A 14853-nucleotide genomic window follows, 5' to 3' on the forward strand; every position below is an offset into this window, starting at 1 on the left:
TATTCCCTACATGGTTGGTGGGTTATCTCCGCCACACCCGAACGCCCACCACCCCTGTTGTGAACTGCCGAAACGCGAATTTCCTACTTTCTTGGTTGACAAAGGGGGCTTCGCGCTCAACGCTGGACAGGCGACCCTGCGATGCGCGGAACCAGGGCCGCCCGGAGCGGCGTCGCCACCACGCGGGAGGTGGCCGACCCGGGTCGGGACATCAACGCCCCGTCCCCACCCAGACCGCACCGGATCACCTCGGTCGGAGGGCCGCTCCACGCGTGCGGAGCCGGGCGGCCCTCCGACCGGGCCACCCAATCGCCGCCACAGTGCGTGAGATGAGTTTCACTTTCGACGTCACAGACGGCGTCGATAGCTGAATCCTTGGCCTGGCGATACCCGACCAAAGGGAATGGTCACCCAGGTGCGGAGTGGTCGTCGTGCGCGCCCGCACCCGCGTTGCCCCACCCGCCGCCCCTCACTGCGCGTCTCCTCGCCACCGCCCGTCGCTTCGTTCGCCGGGAATTTGGTTTATATTTCAACCGTTTCCCGATCACGAGAGACCGAACAGCCACACGCTGTGCGAGGAGACCCACATGGACGTCCGCCCGGCCGGACTGCACCACGTCACCGCCATCGCGAGCGACCCGCAGGCCAACGCCGACTTCTACCTGAACGCGTTGGGGATGCGGCTGGTCAAACAGACCGTCAACTTCGACGATCCGGGCACCTACCACCTCTACTACGGCGACCGGGCCGGCAATCCGGGCACGATCATGACCTTCTTCCCGTGGCCGGGCGCTCCCAAGGGGCGGATCGGCGCGGGCCAGGCCACCACCACCTCCTTCTCCGTGCCCGAGGGTTCACTCGGCTGGTGGCAGCAGCACCTGGCCTCGCTCGGGATCGAGGCCACCCGTCCCGCCGAGCGGCTCGAGGAGGACGTGCTCACGCTGCGCGATCCCGACGGCCTCGCCATCGAGCTCGTCGCCAGCACCGACGCCCATGACACCGACCCGTGGGACGGCGGCCGTGTCCCCGTCGAGCACGCGATCCGCGGCATCCGCGCGGTCACGTTGACCGAGCACGACCTGGAGCGCACCGCGGGCATGCTCAGCGGACAGCTGGGCTTCCGCCTGGTGGCCGAGGACGGCGACCGCTTCCGCTTCCACACCACGGAGGCGGGCGCCGGCGTGGGCACGGTCGTCGACGTCATCGCCGACCCGTCCGCCCAGCCGGGCCTGGTCGCCGCCGGGACCGTGCACCACATCGCCTACCGCGCCCCCGACCCGTCAGCCCAGCTTTCCTGGCGCACCAGACTGGTCGAGGGCGGTGTCGGCGTCACCGAGGTCCGCGACCGCACCTACTTCCAGTCCATCTACTTCCGCGAGCCCGGCGGTGTGCTGCTGGAGATCGCCACCGACGGCCCCGGCTTCGACTACGACGAGCCGCTGCTCGAACTCGGCCGCAAGCTCCGGCTCCCGCCGTGGCTCCAGCCGGACCAGGCCCAGATCGAGGCCGCGCTGCCGCCGCTGAAGATCGGAGCGTGAGGCCGATGGTCCGCCAGGACGGGACGCCCCAGATCGGCGCCAGCGAACGTCTGGACTCCGACTTCCCCTACGTCTTCCACCCCGCCACCGCGCCCGACGCGCCCGTGCTGCTCCTGCTGCACGGCACCGGCGCCGACGAGCACGACCTCATCGGGCTCGGCCGGGCGCTGTCGCCCGGCTCGGCCCTGCTGTCACCGCGGGGACGTGTGAACGACGCGAGGGTGAATGAGCGCGCGGAGTCGTCGATCGCGACCGGCCGCAGGCCCGAAGGGATCGGCGGCGGAGCAAGCGGTGAGCCCGAGCGCGCAGGGGGCAGCGAGTTCGGCGCCAACCGGTGGTTCCGACGGCTGCGCGAGGGCGTCTTCGACGTCGACGACGTCATTGCCCGCGCCCATGAACTCGCCGACTTCGTGGCGGCGGCGGCCGACTTCCACGGCCTGGACACCCAGCGCCTGGTCGCCGCAGGGTTCTCCAACGGCGCCAACATCGCCGCCGCGATGCTGCTGCTGCGCCCGGGCCTGCTGCGCGGCGCCGCCCTGTTCGCGGCCGCCGCGCCGCTGCAGGAGCGCACACCCGAACCGGTGGACCTGGCGGGGACGTCGGTGTTCGTCAGCGCCGGACACGCCGACACCATCACCCCACTCGACCAGGCCCAGCTGCTGGCCGGCCAGCTCACCGAGCGCGGCGCCGCTGTCCGCTTCCACGAGCACCCCGGCAGCCACAGCCTGCCGACCTCCGCCCTCCACGGCGCGCGGGAGTGGCTGGACGGCCGCTGAGCGACAGCCGCGACGTGGGAGCACCCGGCGACTGATCGGCCGTCACGGACCGACCTCGGTGCGTAGCTACCTATTCCCGCCCGGAGGAGAACACTTCTGTCTCCTCCGGGCTACGTGCACGATCGATGCATATGCAGCAGTGTCATCCTATGTCCGGCGTCCCTTGGGGCGACGGATGATCGGGCGCCATACGAGAAGAAACGGACACGGACGATGCTGCAGGTCATCGGCGCAGGCATGCCGCGTACCGGGACCGCCTCGATGAAGGCGGCCCTGGAGCAGCTGGGGTTCGGCCCCTGTCACCACATGTACGAGGTCATTCAGCACCCGGAGCAGGCCCGCCGGTGGAGCGGGGTGCTGACCGACGATCCCGTCGACTGGGAGTACTTGTTCGAGGGATACCGATCCGCCGTCGACTGGCCCGGCTCCTATTTCTGGCGGGAGCTCGTGACCGCCTACCCCGACGCCAAGGTCATCCTCACCCGGCGTGACCCCCAGCGCTGGTACGCGAGCTGCAAGAACACGATCTTCGAGTTCTGTGCGGCCACAGCCCGCGGCGACGCCCCACCGCTCAGCCCCGAGCACGGTGAATTCCAGATGAAGGTGCTGGACCGGCTGTTCCGGACCAGCTTCGGCGCCGGTATGGCGGACTTCCCCGCGGAGGAACCTTCCATCGCGGGGTTCGAGCGGAACAATGCGGCGGCCATCGCGACCGTCCCCGCCGACCGCCTCCTGATCTACGAGCCCGGCGACGGCTGGGAGCCGCTGTGCGAGTTCCTCGGGGTCCCCGTCCCAGCCGATACGCCCTATCCGCACCTGAACGAGGGCGCGGAGATGCGGCGCATGCTCCAGGAGGCGAGGAGCAAGGGCACGATCCCCAGCCCCTTCGGTTCCGCTTCCTGAGGAAAAGACGACGGCACGTCAACTCGGCTAGCCTGCCGGTATGCCGCAAAACTTCCTGCCCCCCGAGCAGTGGTTCGCCACCCTGCCGACCGCCTACCTGTCCTCCTTCGGGCTCATCACCGACGAATCGGGCAACGTCCTGATCGTGGACCCCAACTACCGGGACCACTGGACGCTGCCGGGCGGGGTCGTGGAGGAAGGGGAGGCGCCGCACGTCGCGTGCGAGCGCGAGGTGGCCGAGGAGGTCGGGCTGCGGCTGACGCCCGGTCCCCTGCTGGCGCTGCACTGGAGCGCACCCCAGGGAGTCCGTCCCAAGCCGTTCGTGGCGTTCATCTTCGACTGCGGGACCGTCGCGTCCGACGCGGAGATCACCCTGCAGGAGGAGGAGCTCGACGCCTACGCCTTCGTCGAGCCGGAGGAGGCCGCGCGGATGCTGCCCGCGCCGATCTCGCCCCGTCTCGAGGCCGCGCTGCGCGCCCGCAAGGCGGGGAACACCGTCTACGTGACGTAGCAGGGACCGCCCCGTCCCCGGTACCGGCCCCGCACCGGCGGTCCCGCGTCCTCCGGTGCGGGGGGCGGCGCCGCTAGTCGAACGTGTAGGGCGTCAGGTACTCGGGGGTGATGACCTCGGTGCCGGGGCTGACCTGCTGCACCTCGTCGACGAACTTCTCCAGGCGGTCCGGCAGCCCGGCCGTGACCGGGTTCTCCAGCGGCGACTCGAAGTCGTCCCAGTGGACCGGTACGACGGTCGCGGGGTGGTCCAGCGCCTCCATCAGCCGGTGGGTGTAGGCGTGGGTGGCGTCGGTTGACGGCACGGCGACCATGGCCACGTCCGGCTCCAGGCCCTCCAGGTCGCGCTCGACGAAGTCACTCGCTCCCATGAAGAACACCGACGGGCCGTCGTCCACCTCGACCTGGAAGGTGAGCGTGTCGCCCTCCGGCAGGTCCGCGATGGTCTCGGGGCGTTCGGGCGGCTCATCGCGATACCCGGGGAACGCCATCGAGTAGTTGGCGTTGCGGCTGTGCAGACTGGGGACGACCTCCACCGCATAGTCGCCGAAGTCCAGCACCTCGCCGCCCTTGACCGGGGCGAGCTGGGCGGTGTCGACGCCGAAGGCACGGGCAAGGTTGTAGGTCGTCCAGGTTCCGACGACCCGTGCCCCCGTCGCCTCGGCGATGTGCGGAACATCGGTGAAGTGGTCCCAGTGCGAGTGGGTGACCAGCACGGTCTCCGCGCCGGCGGTGTGCTCGTCGACCGCATCCGTGTCGACCGTCAGCTCGGTCGTCGGGTCGAACTCACCCTCGGCCAGCCCCGTGTCGAAGCGGCTCACGTACGGGTCGACGAGCAAGGTCGAATCCCCGATGTCGACCCGCCAGCCGGAGGTCCCCAGCCAGGAAAAGGTCGCCTCCGGCGCGTCGTCCGCCGACGCCGCCGTGCAGGCTGTCGTGGAGGCGAGTGCCAGCGCTGCCGCCCCGGCCAGGGCCCGCAGCAGATTCTTCTGATCCGATCCGGACATGTCGATGGTCTCCCTGTGGTGTCGGTGGCCGGTCATCGGTGTCGGTCACCGTGTTCACCGGGGATCCGACCACCCCGCCACGGGGCGCGTCCAAGACGGTTGCACGCACCCCCTCATATGCGAACGCGTATCGGACCACGGCGAGGGCATCGGCCCGACTACCGCAAGTGGCGTGGATCACATACCGATGGACCGCAGCGCGTCCACCGCCGCCCGCGCGGCCCGCCCCATCGCCAGATCGATGTCGATGCGACGCGTGGCCAGGTCCCGGGTGCGCGCGAAGACCGCCATCGCGTACCGCCCGCCGTCGGGGTACTCGGCGACCCCGGCCTCCATGTGCAGTCCGGGCAGCGTCCCGGTCTTGGCGGCCACCCGCACCTCGGGCGGAAAGCCCGAGGCCAGCCGGGTCCAGAAGATCTGCCGGTGCATGTACTCGCGCACCGCCGCGCACGCCCGCGCGGGACCGGCCTCATCGCGCCAGATCATCGCCATCAGGTCGGTGACCTCGCGAGCGGTGCTGGAGGTGCTGTGGGCCGGGTCCAGCACGCGCATCGCCCGCACCCGTTCCTCCGAGAGCGTCGGGAAGATCCGCGCGAACTCGGCGTCGTCGCGTGCCCCGGCGTCGGCGAGCATCGTCTCCAGCAACTGGCGCGGACCGCCGATGACCCGGGTGCGCCGCATGCCCAGCTCCTGGGCCAGGATCTGGACGATGTCCAGGCCGACCCGGCGCATCAGCAGGTCCGCGGCGGTGTTGTCGCTCACCGACATCGCCGAGTAGGCGAGGTCGCGCAGCGACATCTCCACGTCGTCGGAGCATCCGGCAGTCCCCCAGCCGCCCAGCCGGTCCGCGGCACCGATGAGGACGCGCTCTGTGGGGTCGAGCTGCCCCGCCTCGACCTGCCGCGCGAACTCCAGCACCAGCAGCACCTTGAAGATCGACGCGATGACGACCTGTTCGTCGGCGCGGACCGCCACCTCCCGCCCATCGGCGATATCGACGACGCGCACCTGCGCGTCCACCCCTGCCTCGGCGAGGATGTCCTCCACCCGTTCCCCGATACTCACCCGCGCAACGCTAGCGGGGCACCACGCGTGGCCGACGCCGCTCCCATATGCGATCGCCTATGGTCTGCGGAGTGGACATGTCCCGCCATCTGCGCCACTTCCTGGCGGTCGCCGAGGAGATGCACTTCGGCCGCGCCGCCGAGCTGCTGGGCATCGCCCAGCCTCCGCTCAGCCAGTCGATCCAGCGGCTGGAGCGCGAACTCGGGGTCGAGCTGTTCGACCGCTCTCGGCGGCGGATCGAGCTGACGACCGCCGGCCGTCTCCTCGTCGACGAGGCCACCGCGCTGCTCGCCCGTGAGGAGCGGCTGCGCACGGTCATGCGCAAGGCCCGCGACGGCGAGCTGGGGACACTGCGTGCGGGGGTCCCGCCCGACACCCCCGCCGTGGTGCTGCAATCCCTGCTGCACCGGCTCGCGGAGGAGGCGCCCGGGCTCGACGTGGACCTGCAGGAGCTCGCCAGTGCCGAACAGGTACGGCTGCTCGCCGCCGCCCAGCTGGACGTCGGGCTGCTGCACCACCCGGTCGACGCCGCCGACCTCCGTTTCGGCCCTGTGGTGGAGGTCGCGCTGGGCGTGGTGCTGCCCCGTACCTCACCCCTGGCGCGGCTGCGCGAGATCGCCCCGGCCGACCTGGCCGGGCACGACCTGATCGCGTTCCCACGCGCGACCGCTCCCGGCTGGTATGACCGCATCCTGCGCACCGCCCGCGAGCACGGTTTCACCCCCGCCCGCGTGCGCCACGCGGGAAACCCCGAGTTTCTGCTGGGGCTGGTGCTGGCCGGCCACGGCGTGGCCTTCGAGCAGGAAGCGATCGCACGCCGCGAGCCGCGCGTGGCCTGGCGCCCGCTCACCGGGACGCCGCTGCGGCGCCGCGTCTCAGCGGCCTGGCCGCGTCAGGGCGCCCATCCGGCCGCACCCCGCTTCGCCGCCATCGCCGCGTCGATCCTGGACGAGCAGGAACCCGCCGCCTCACCGTCCTCGGCGGGTCCCGTGGGCGCCCGCCCTTGGACGGTGGTGTACACACCGCCCGAACACCGCTGAGCCGCCTCGGCCCCACCCGGTCCGGACACGAAAAGGCCCGTCGGGACCGTCCGTCCTCCGGTCCCGACGGGTTGCTGTGCTTTCCCCGGGGCACACAGACCTGGGCTATTCAGGCCGCGTACTCTCCGGCGGAAACGCGAACAGTCTCCCCCCGACCACAGACAGAACAGGCGCCGCGGCGGCGGTAGTAATAGGCCAGCGTCGCCACGCCGAGCGCCACGCCCCACAGCGGGAACAGCGCCGTGGGCAGCACCGCGAGCAGTCCCATGCCCTCGTCGGATCCGCTCACCGCCTCGCCGACCATCTCCGCGTAGCCCGACCACATCGCCACACCGCCGACGGCCAGCAGCACCGCCACGATCGACGCGGGAACCACGGCGAGCGCGACCGGCACGCGTCGCCCGGCCAGCCTGACCATCCAGCGCGGGAACACCTCGCCCCAGCGCTGGATCAGGCCGAGGGTGAGAACGGCGCCGACGAGCCCGAAGGACGCCAGGAACACCCCGGTGGTCCACATACCGAGCTCCTGTCCTTCGCGCAGGAACTCCTCGCTGATCCCCAACGGCAGGCCCAGCGCCCAGGCGAAGCGGGTCAAGGCGTATACGACGGGCGGGACGATGGCCAGGTAGACGGCGACACGGCCCCAGCGCGCGGCGCTCGCCGGGCTCCGCCAGCCCTCGGCGCCCTCCAGTCGGCCGCAGCGCGGGCAGGCGCCACTGCTACGACGGGCATAGGCGAGGGTGGCCAGCGCCCAGAGGAACCCGCCGACCAGGCAGAACAGCTGGTGCAGCACGCCCGCCTCCGCGGCGGTGCGCGCGTAGGCCGCGGCGACCTCGGGTTTGGTGACCAGGCTGACCAGCGCGTAGGGCGTGTAGCCGACCAGGGCCAGCAGGTCGACAGTGGTCATCAGCAGCAGGAGCTGGACCGAGACCAGCGCACCGAGAGTGATGAGCACCGGCCGGGCGGTCCGGACCCCACGGAGCATGACCGCACCCAGCACCGCCGCCGGGGCGCCGACCACGACGACCGCACCCCAGGCGACGTCCGGACCGAACCGCCCCACAAGCGGTCCGGTGACATCCGACGCCGCATCGGACGCGTAGGGGAAGCCGTGACCGGTCACCGCCCAATACGCCGCCAGCCCCGTATAGATCACCGACCACGCCACGGCGGCGTAGCCGGCATACCGCGCACGCCTGGTCGCCCGCGCCACCCCGTCGGGCGACGTCGGCGCCGTGCCGCGCGCCTGGTTCGATCCCTGTCCCATGACTTTCCTCCCGGTTCCCCCGCAGGCCCGCGACTCGATCCCGCGGGCACCCCTGTCAACGAGGCCGCATCGAGCATCTCAGCGCGAGTCGCGGCCGGGCCTCCCCTGCGGTGGTGGTCCCGCGGATGGGGCTCCCCCGTGAGAGGGACATGGACGTGGGAGATGAGAAGAGAGCGGGCAGCGGCGGCAGTCGTCCTGTCTGACGTCGGACCGCCCCGTGGCACCCGACCGCACCAGCGGGCGCGGGTCAGGCGGGCTGGTCGGGCCGGGCCTCGGACGACGGACGGTAGGGGAACTTGAGGTCGAAGGCGGGACGCTCGCTGCGGATCCGCGGGAGGGAGCGGAAGTTGTGCCGCGGGGGCGGGCAGGAGGTGGTCCATTCAAGCGAGCTGCCGTAGCCCCACGGGTCGTCGGCCTCCACGCGCTCGGCGTGGCGCGTCGTGTAGTAGATGTTGCCGAGGAAGATCAGGGTGGAGGCGCCCAGGACGAACGAGCCGACGCTGGAGATGGCGTTGAGCTCGGTGAATCCGTCGCTGGGCAGGTAGTCGGCGTAGCGGCGCGGCATCCCCGCAGCTCCGAGCCAGTGCTGCACCAGGAACGTGGCTTGGAAGCCGATGAACAGCGTCCAGAAGTGGAACTTGCCCAGCCCCTCGTGCAGCAGGCGCCCGGTCATCTTGGGCCACCAGAAGTAGAACCCGGAGAACATCGCGAAGACGACGGTTCCGAACAGCACGTAGTGCATGTGCCCGACGACGAAGTAGGAGTCGGTCGCGTGGAAGTCGATGGGCGGCGAGGCCAGGAGGACCCCGGTGAGCCCGCCGAAGAGGAACGTGACCAGGAATCCCATCGCGAACAGCATGGGTGTGGGGAAGGTGAGTTGGCCCCGCCACATCGTGCCGATCCAGTTGAAGAACTTGATGCCGGTGGGAACGGCGATCAGGAACGACAGCAGGGAGAAGAACGGGAGCAGGACCGCACCGGTGGCGAACATGTGGTGCGCCCACACCACCATCGACAGCCCGGTGATGGCCATGGTCGCGCCCACCATGGTCTTGTAGCCGAACAGCGGCTTGCGGGAGAAGGCCGGGATCACCTCGGTGATGATCCCGAAGAAGGGCAGCGCGACGATGTAGACCTCGGGGTGGCCGAAGAACCAGAACAGGTGCTGCCAGAGGATCGCACCGCCGTGGGCGGCGTCGTAGACGTGTGTGCCCAGCATGCGGTCGGCGCCCATGGCCGCCAGGGCCGCGGTGAGCACGGGGAACGCCAGCAGGACCAGCACGCTGGTGAACAGCGTGTTCCAGGTGAACAGCGGCATCCGGAAGGGCGTCATGCCCGGCGCCCGCATGCACGCGATCGTGGTGATGAAGTTGGTCGCGCCGAGGATGGTGCCCAGACCGGACACGATCAGGCCCAGCACCCACAGGTCGCCGCCCAGGCCGGGGGTGCGCACGGCGTCCGACAGCGGCTGGTAGGCGAACCATCCGAAGCTCGCCGCGCCGCCGGGCGTGAGGAACCCGCCCATCACCATGAGCCCGCCGAACAGGAAGAGCCAGTAGCTGAACATGTTCATCCGCGGGAACGCGACGTCCGGCGCGCCGATCTGCAGCGGCATGACGACGTTGGCGAAGCCCACGAACAGCGGAGTGGCGAAGAGCAGCAGCATGATGGTGCCGTGCAGGGTGAACAGCGCGTTGTACTCCTGCGCGGTGACCACCTGCATCCCCGGCCACAGCAGCTCGGCGCGGATCAGCATCGCCATGGCGCCGCCCGCGAGGAAGAAGCCGAAGGAGGTGATGAGGTAGAGATGGCCGATGAACTTGTGGTCGGTGGAGCCGAGCCACCGCACGACCGCCCATCCCTGCTCGACGGTGGGGGTCACGGCGACCTCGGTCGCGTTTCTGTGGGCCTCCGTCTCGGTCATCGGACCATCTCACTCTTGCCCGGCCACGACGCCGGGGCGCAGGTCGTACACGGACACGTCGGACGAGGTGGGTTGGCTGCCCTCAGCGGGATCGGACGCACCGTCCCCTGTGGCGCTCATGACGAGGGCGAGGATCAGGGCCAGGGCGATGGCGGCGATGGCCGCCCACAGCATCAGCGGCACGGGCAGGGGGGCCGACGGGGCCGACGCCGGATCGACTTCGGGGATCCGCTCGGCGCACCGTTCCAGGTGATCGGCGAACTCCGGATCCTCCACACGGAGCTGCTCCTCGATCGCGCGGAGCCGCTCCCTCTCGCTCCTGGACAAGGACATGGCGCCCGCCCCTCCCCGCCGCGTCGCATACATCGGCCGTAGGAAGAATGGACCCCTCACTACCCGCGGTGAGCGAGCACTAAACGGAGCGGCCCACCGGCTTCGTGGGGCCGACCGCGGTCCACAACGGATCGCGCTGATATTAGTACCCGCGCAGCGCGACCCGAACGCCTCACACCGCCCACGTTCGCTCATTGGACCCCGCGGAATGGGCGGGGCCGCAGAGCCGAGAAAGTTGAATATGTAATGACATCTCCCCCGCACGGTGTCCCCGCCATCCCGAAATCCACCCGGCGCCCCTGCGCAGCGCCAGGGCAGGCGCACCAGGCCGCGCGACCCGTCGACCGCCGCGCCGGTCGCGGCGCCCACCTCCCTCACCTGGACCATATACCGCGACCTGCACGGATTCCGTCATCGCCATTCACGTTGCGCGCACAGTCGAGAATTGACACCGACGTACGCATCCCCTTTCCCTCTCCCCCGAATAATCGTCAAAACGGCGCATACCTGGTCCCCTGATTTTCGATCCCGGGAAATCACTGTGCGCCCATTTTTGGCGCTTATGGAATGACCATAATCGGCGCGTTCCCGACACGCCGAACATGCCGCCGGACAAGCGGACCCGACTCTGGCACGACGATCGGTAAAGGTCGGCATCGGGGGAAGAACCTAGAGGGAGAGCACGAAGAGGAGGCACGGGGCACGGCTTCCTCTTCCGTCCGACGGGGGCGGCGCAGCAGCGGCACCCGCCCCGCCGGACATCGCCGACCGGGGGGACTCATGACGAACACGAAACCCGTGACCCTCGGGCCGCCGGACGTTCAGCTCGCCGGTGATCTGGCGATTCCAGCTGGAGCGTTCGGGATGGTCCTCTTCGCGCACGGAAGTGGCAGTTCCCGGCACAGCCCGCGGCAGAAGGCGGTGGCCTCCGAGCTCAACGAGCGCGGGCTGGGCACGCTCCTCTTCGACCTGCTCACCGATGAGGAGGAGGACATCGAGGCCCGCACCGGTAGCCGCGACTTCCGCTTCGACATCACCCTGCTGTCAGAACGGCTGACCGAGGCACTCGACTGGCTGGCGAGCACCGAGGAGACCTCCGGACTGCCCGTCGGGCTCTTCGGAGCCAGCACCGGCGCCGCCGCCGCACTCCGCACAGCGGTGCGGCGACCCGACCGCGCGCGGGCGGTGGTGTGCCGCGGCGGACGAGTCGACCTCGCGCAGGAGACCCTGGAGCGGATCAGCGCCCCCGTTCTCCTCATCGCCGGAAGCGCCGACGCGCCGATCGTGCGGATCAGCCACGAGGCCGCGCGGCGGATCCGCGCACCCCATCAGGTCTACATCGTGCTGGGCGCCACCCACCTGTTCATGGAGCCCGGCGCGCTGGATGAGGTGGCGCGGGTCTCGGGTGAGTGGTTCGAAAGGTACCTCAGCGCGTGAGCGTCGCGGGCGGGACGCGTGGGCGTTCGGGCAGGGCGGTAGCGAACAACGGGCACCTTTACAATGTAGATTCACTTGGGCTGTCGCGTTATTCGACGACCTGGACCCCGATCCCCGCCAGCAGCATGTTCGCCTGGCTCGGTGAGACCGTGGCGCCCCGCAGTACCTGGGCGTCGTTGAGGTCGATCTCGCCCAGGTCGGCACCGCGCAGGTCGGCACCGGCGAACCGTGCTCCGCGCAGGGTCGCGCCGCTCAGCCGACTGTCCTTCCACACCGTCTCGCGCAGATCGGCCGTGCTCAGGTCGGCGTCGTCCAGCCGCAGGCCGTCGATCTCCTGGCCGCGCAGGTCGATCCCCTTGAGCCGGGACAGCATCAGGTTGCACCTGGCGAAGCTGTAGTCGATGCCCCGGCACCCAGCGAGGTTCGCCCCGGTCATACGGCACCCGTTGAAGCTGGTTTCGGAGAGCAGCGCGTTGGACCATCGCGTGTTGGCCAGGTCCACTCCCTCCAAACGCGCCTCCGCGCACTCCGCGCCGGTGAAGGCCGCCCCCGGGGCGCCGCCGCCCTCCCACCGCGATCCGTCCAGTGCCACCTCGTCCAGCCGTGCCCCGTCGAGGCGGCACCTGGTGAACACCGCGTCCACCAGGTGCGCCCCACGCAGGTCTGCCTCCCTCAGGTCGCATTCCACGAACACGCGGGGCCGCTCAGGCTCGGTCCGCAGGAGCCGGGTGAGGTCGCGCTCGGACAGGTCGGCGCCGCGCAGTTCGCCGCCCGCGGCCAGGGTCTCGTCGGTCATGCGGGGGAGGCTATCCGGCGCCGCTGACATTCCGCGTGGCCACGGGAATCGCCGGATTCTCAGCGCAGATTGCATAGAATCGCAGGAATCGCGGAGATCGCCGGTTTCTCCCTATGCCACGTGAGGAGTCCGCATGACCAATGCCGATGTCGCCTACGATCGCCCGGAGCAGCTTCAGCAGATCCAGAGCGGCCTGATGCCGGGCGAGCGGATCCTGGCGGTCTACGACGCCATCGGCGTGGGAACCGGATTCATCGGGCTGACCGACCGGCGGGTGATCATCCAGGACAAGAGCTTCGCCGGCCAGAAGGTCGCGATCACCAGCATCCCGTACCACAGGATCACGTCGGTGAGCGTGCTGAGCAACCGCTCCTGGGCGGGCTCGTTCTTCTCCTCCGGCTCGATCGCGATCAACGTGGGCACGCAGGTCTACGAGGTGGACTTCCGCGGCGAGAACAAGAGCCACCACGTCCACAACATCATTCTCCACTACCTCACGGCGGGTGCCGGGGCCTGACGGCCGCGACGCCCGCTGCCCCGCCTCAGTCGCGCAGCTTCAGCGCCAGGAACAGGTCGACGCGGTGCTCCAGGTTGCTCAGGTCGCGGCCGGTGAGCTCCTCGATCCGGCCGATGCGGTAGCGCAGGGTGTTGACGTGGACGTGCATGGCGGCGGCGCAACGCTGCCAGGAGCCCGAGTGCTCCAGGAAGCGCTCCAGGGTGCGCACGAGCTCGGAGCGGTGGTCGTGGTCGTAGGTGAGCAGCGGGCCGAGCAGCCGGTCGCGGTAGGAGGACTGCACCTCCTCGGGGACGGAGGCCAGGAGCAGCTCGTGGGAGTCGATCTCGGCTCCGGCGATGATCTGGGCGCGGCCGTCGCGCAGTTCGGCCAGGCGGCGAGCGTGGCGCGCCTCGACCGCGGCGCCGCGCAGTTCGGGGATGCCGCGGACGGTGGACCCGATGCCGATGGCCAGCCGGTGGTCGGTCAGGCCCGCTTCCAGCACGCGCGCGGCGTCGCCGATGTCGCGGCGCAGGCGCTCGGCGGCACCCGTCCCGGAGTCGGCCCGAGCCCCGGTCTGAGCGCCGCGGGCGCCTCCGCGCGTGCCCGTCTCCGCGGTCGGCGCGGCCTCTGGCACCGGGACGACGGCGAGGACGTCGTTGTCGCCGGTCACCACTGCGCCCGGCCATTCGGCCAGCAGCTCGCAGACGATCCTGCGGGCGAGGTCGGGCACCCGGGGCTCGGGCTGCACCATCGCGCTGATGACGATGTGCCCGGTGTCTGGGGCGCCCTCGGCGCCGACGTGGAGCAGCGCGGCGACCTCGTCGAAGCGCTGGGCGGCCAGCAGCCGGGGCAGGCCCTCGACATGCCGTGCCTCGTTCAGCGCGTTCTCCTCGATCCGGCTGCGCGCGAGCACCGCGATGGAGGAGAGCTCGGCGACCGCCTCGCGGGTCTCCTCCGGCCAGTCGGCGTGGTCGCCGGAGCACACCAGCGTCCACCCGGCGAGCGGGTGCGATTCGCGGGTCTGCACCGGTACGAGCGTCACCGTGCGCGTCGTGGCGGGATCGGTGGTGGTGGGCATCGCCGTCGCGAAGGGCGAGGCGGGCCGGGTCAGGGCGCGCGCGGCCAGCCACGCGCGGTCCTCGGTGGACATGTCGGGTCCGGAGGCGGCGACCTGGCGCCCGGTGCTGGCGATGACCCACGCGTTGATGCCGGCCTCGGCGGCGGCCGCGGCGAACACCTCGGGGAAGTCCGCGCCGGCGGCGACATCGGCCATCAGCTTGCGGTGCCGGTGGTGGGTCTCGGTGATGGTGGTGAAGCGGTGCTTGGTGAGCAGCCGCAGCACCTCCTCGGTGACCGCGCCGAAGGACGTCTGGCTGGGGACTTCGAGGAGCGGGAGGTCGTGTCGGCGACAGGCCTCGATGAGGTCGCTGGGCACCTCGCCCAGGGCCGTGCCCGCGGCGAGGCAGGCGACATCGGCCTCCACGAGCGAGCTGACGAAAGTCTCGGAGTCGGCCGGGCTGTTGTGCCACATCATCCCGGTCAGCACGAGTTCGCCGCCGCGGAGGTAGCGCTTGGGCTCGAGCAGGTCGGTGGTGTAGGCCAGCCGGATGTCCCGGTGCACCTGCTCTGACCCGCTCAGGAAGCGCAAATGCAGCCGCGGAATGGCGAGCAATTCACTGATCTGCATGGACTTTCCCTCACGTCACCATCATCGCACCGATCGACCGGACCACGCGGTCCGCGTGGCGGACACGTTAGCCC

Annotated in this window: 14 protein-coding genes; 7 read left to right on the forward strand and 7 right to left on the reverse strand. The window is 70.4% G+C overall.

Annotated features, from left to right (window positions below; genetic code table 11):
• The first annotated feature begins 587 nt into the window (after window positions 1-587).
• The 4 genes from CDO52_RS16775 (at window position 588) to CDO52_RS16790 (ending at window position 3728) form a co-directional block, all read left to right on the forward strand.
• Window positions 588-1538: a ring-cleaving dioxygenase gene (locus CDO52_RS16775; protein ID WP_017617868.1), complete on the forward strand. Its 951-nt coding sequence runs from the start codon at window positions 588-590 to the stop codon at window positions 1536-1538.
• Between the two features lie 5 nt (window positions 1539-1543).
• Window positions 1544-2314: an alpha/beta hydrolase gene (locus CDO52_RS16780; RefSeq protein ID WP_232524223.1), complete on the forward strand. Its 771-nt coding sequence runs from the start codon at window positions 1544-1546 to the stop codon at window positions 2312-2314.
• 213 nt (window positions 2315-2527) lie between these two features.
• Window positions 2528-3217, forward strand: coding sequence for a sulfotransferase family protein (locus CDO52_RS16785; protein WP_017617870.1), 690 nt, complete (start codon window positions 2528-2530; stop codon window positions 3215-3217).
• A 40-nt stretch (window positions 3218-3257) separates the two neighbouring features.
• On the forward strand, window positions 3258-3728 hold the full coding sequence (locus CDO52_RS16790) for an NUDIX domain-containing protein (protein ID WP_017617871.1): 471 nt from the start codon (window positions 3258-3260) through the stop codon (window positions 3726-3728).
• A 73-nt stretch (window positions 3729-3801) separates the two neighbouring features.
• Here the strand turns inward: CDO52_RS16790 and CDO52_RS16795 are convergent, their stop codons facing one another.
• Together CDO52_RS16795 and CDO52_RS16800 are read right to left on the reverse strand one after the other, a co-directional pair.
• Window positions 3802-4734 carry an MBL fold metallo-hydrolase gene (locus CDO52_RS16795; protein ID WP_152471550.1) on the reverse strand — a complete coding sequence of 311 codons (933 nt, stop codon included), beginning with the start codon at window positions 4732-4734 and terminating at the stop codon, window positions 3802-3804.
• Window positions 4735-4911: 177 nt separating this feature from the next.
• The gene (locus tag CDO52_RS16800) at window positions 4912-5799 is read right to left on the reverse strand and encodes a serine hydrolase (protein ID WP_026125642.1); all 888 of its coding nucleotides are present in this window, start codon (window positions 5797-5799) and stop codon (window positions 4912-4914) included.
• A gap of 77 nt (window positions 5800-5876) precedes the next feature.
• On the opposite strand from CDO52_RS16800, the gene CDO52_RS16805 reads away from it, so the two are divergent.
• The gene (locus CDO52_RS16805) at window positions 5877-6839 is read left to right on the forward strand and encodes a LysR family transcriptional regulator (protein WP_017617874.1); all 963 of its coding nucleotides are present in this window, start codon (window positions 5877-5879) and stop codon (window positions 6837-6839) included.
• A 109-nt stretch (window positions 6840-6948) separates the two neighbouring features.
• Here the strand turns inward: CDO52_RS16805 and CDO52_RS16810 are convergent, their stop codons facing one another.
• From CDO52_RS16810 to CDO52_RS27620, 3 genes are all read right to left on the reverse strand, one after another.
• A complete protein-coding gene (locus tag CDO52_RS16810; protein WP_017617875.1) occupies window positions 6949-8106 on the reverse strand; it encodes a hypothetical protein in 1158 nt (385 codons plus the stop codon).
• A gap of 247 nt (window positions 8107-8353) precedes the next feature.
• Window positions 8354-10030 (reverse strand): aa3-type cytochrome oxidase subunit I, encoded by a 1677-nt coding sequence (ctaD, locus tag CDO52_RS16815; RefSeq protein ID WP_017617876.1) that lies wholly within the window; start codon window positions 10028-10030, stop codon window positions 8354-8356.
• Window positions 10031-10039: 9 nt separating this feature from the next.
• Window positions 10040-10363, reverse strand: coding sequence for a DUF3040 domain-containing protein (locus tag CDO52_RS27620; protein ID WP_017617877.1), 324 nt, complete (start codon window positions 10361-10363; stop codon window positions 10040-10042).
• A 780-nt stretch (window positions 10364-11143) separates the two neighbouring features.
• Here CDO52_RS27620 and CDO52_RS16825 point away from each other — a divergent pair.
• Complete coding sequence (locus CDO52_RS16825; protein WP_033299667.1) at window positions 11144-11800, forward strand: dienelactone hydrolase family protein; 657 nt, start codon at window positions 11144-11146, stop codon at window positions 11798-11800.
• An 88-nt stretch (window positions 11801-11888) separates the two neighbouring features.
• Here CDO52_RS16825 and CDO52_RS16830 read toward each other — a convergent pair whose 3' ends face one another.
• A complete protein-coding gene (locus CDO52_RS16830; protein WP_017617879.1) occupies window positions 11889-12596 on the reverse strand; it encodes a pentapeptide repeat-containing protein in 708 nt (235 codons plus the stop codon).
• A gap of 133 nt (window positions 12597-12729) precedes the next feature.
• On the opposite strand from CDO52_RS16830, the gene CDO52_RS16835 reads away from it, so the two are divergent.
• Entirely contained in the window at window positions 12730-13113 is a 384-nt protein-coding gene (locus CDO52_RS16835) for a PH domain-containing protein (protein WP_094932518.1), read from the forward strand.
• 25 nt (window positions 13114-13138) lie between these two features.
• Here CDO52_RS16835 and CDO52_RS16840 read toward each other — a convergent pair whose 3' ends face one another.
• Complete coding sequence (locus CDO52_RS16840) at window positions 13139-14779, reverse strand: PucR family transcriptional regulator (RefSeq protein WP_017617881.1); 1641 nt, start codon at window positions 14777-14779, stop codon at window positions 13139-13141.
• Between the last annotated feature and the right edge of the window lie 74 nt (window positions 14780-14853).

Origin of the sequence: Nocardiopsis gilva YIM 90087, assembly GCF_002263495.1 — a bacterium.
Lineage (GTDB): Bacteria > Actinomycetota > Actinomycetes > Streptosporangiales > Streptosporangiaceae > Nocardiopsis_C > Nocardiopsis_C gilva.

Bases quoted from the DNA above. Each gene is read 5' to 3' on its own strand.
- CDO52_RS16775 (WP_017617868.1), top strand. From the start codon at position 588: ATGGACGTCCGCCCGGCCGGACTGCACCACGTCACCGCCATCGCGAGC.
- CDO52_RS16780 (WP_232524223.1), top strand. From the start codon at position 1,544: ATGGTCCGCCAGGACGGGACGCCCCAGATCGGCGCCAGCGAACGTCTG.
- CDO52_RS16785 (WP_017617870.1), top strand. From the start codon at position 2,528: ATGCTGCAGGTCATCGGCGCAGGCATGCCGCGTACCGGGACCGCCTCG.
- CDO52_RS16790 (WP_017617871.1), top strand. From the start codon at position 3,258: ATGCCGCAAAACTTCCTGCCCCCCGAGCAGTGGTTCGCCACCCTGCCG.
- CDO52_RS16795 (WP_152471550.1), bottom strand. From the start codon at position 4,734: ATGTCCGGATCGGATCAGAAGAATCTGCTGCGGGCCCTGGCCGGGGCG.
- CDO52_RS16805 (WP_017617874.1), top strand. From the start codon at position 5,877: ATGTCCCGCCATCTGCGCCACTTCCTGGCGGTCGCCGAGGAGATGCAC.
- CDO52_RS16810 (WP_017617875.1), bottom strand. From the start codon at position 8,106: ATGGGACAGGGATCGAACCAGGCGCGCGGCACGGCGCCGACGTCGCCC.
- ctaD (WP_017617876.1), bottom strand. From the start codon at position 10,030: ATGACCGAGACGGAGGCCCACAGAAACGCGACCGAGGTCGCCGTGACC.
- CDO52_RS27620 (WP_017617877.1), bottom strand. From the start codon at position 10,363: ATGTCCTTGTCCAGGAGCGAGAGGGAGCGGCTCCGCGCGATCGAGGAG.
- CDO52_RS16825 (WP_033299667.1), top strand. From the start codon at position 11,144: ATGACGAACACGAAACCCGTGACCCTCGGGCCGCCGGACGTTCAGCTC.
- CDO52_RS16830 (WP_017617879.1), bottom strand. From the start codon at position 12,596: ATGACCGACGAGACCCTGGCCGCGGGCGGCGAACTGCGCGGCGCCGAC.
- CDO52_RS16835 (WP_094932518.1), top strand. From the start codon at position 12,730: ATGACCAATGCCGATGTCGCCTACGATCGCCCGGAGCAGCTTCAGCAG.
- CDO52_RS16840 (WP_017617881.1), bottom strand. From the start codon at position 14,779: ATGCAGATCAGTGAATTGCTCGCCATTCCGCGGCTGCATTTGCGCTTC.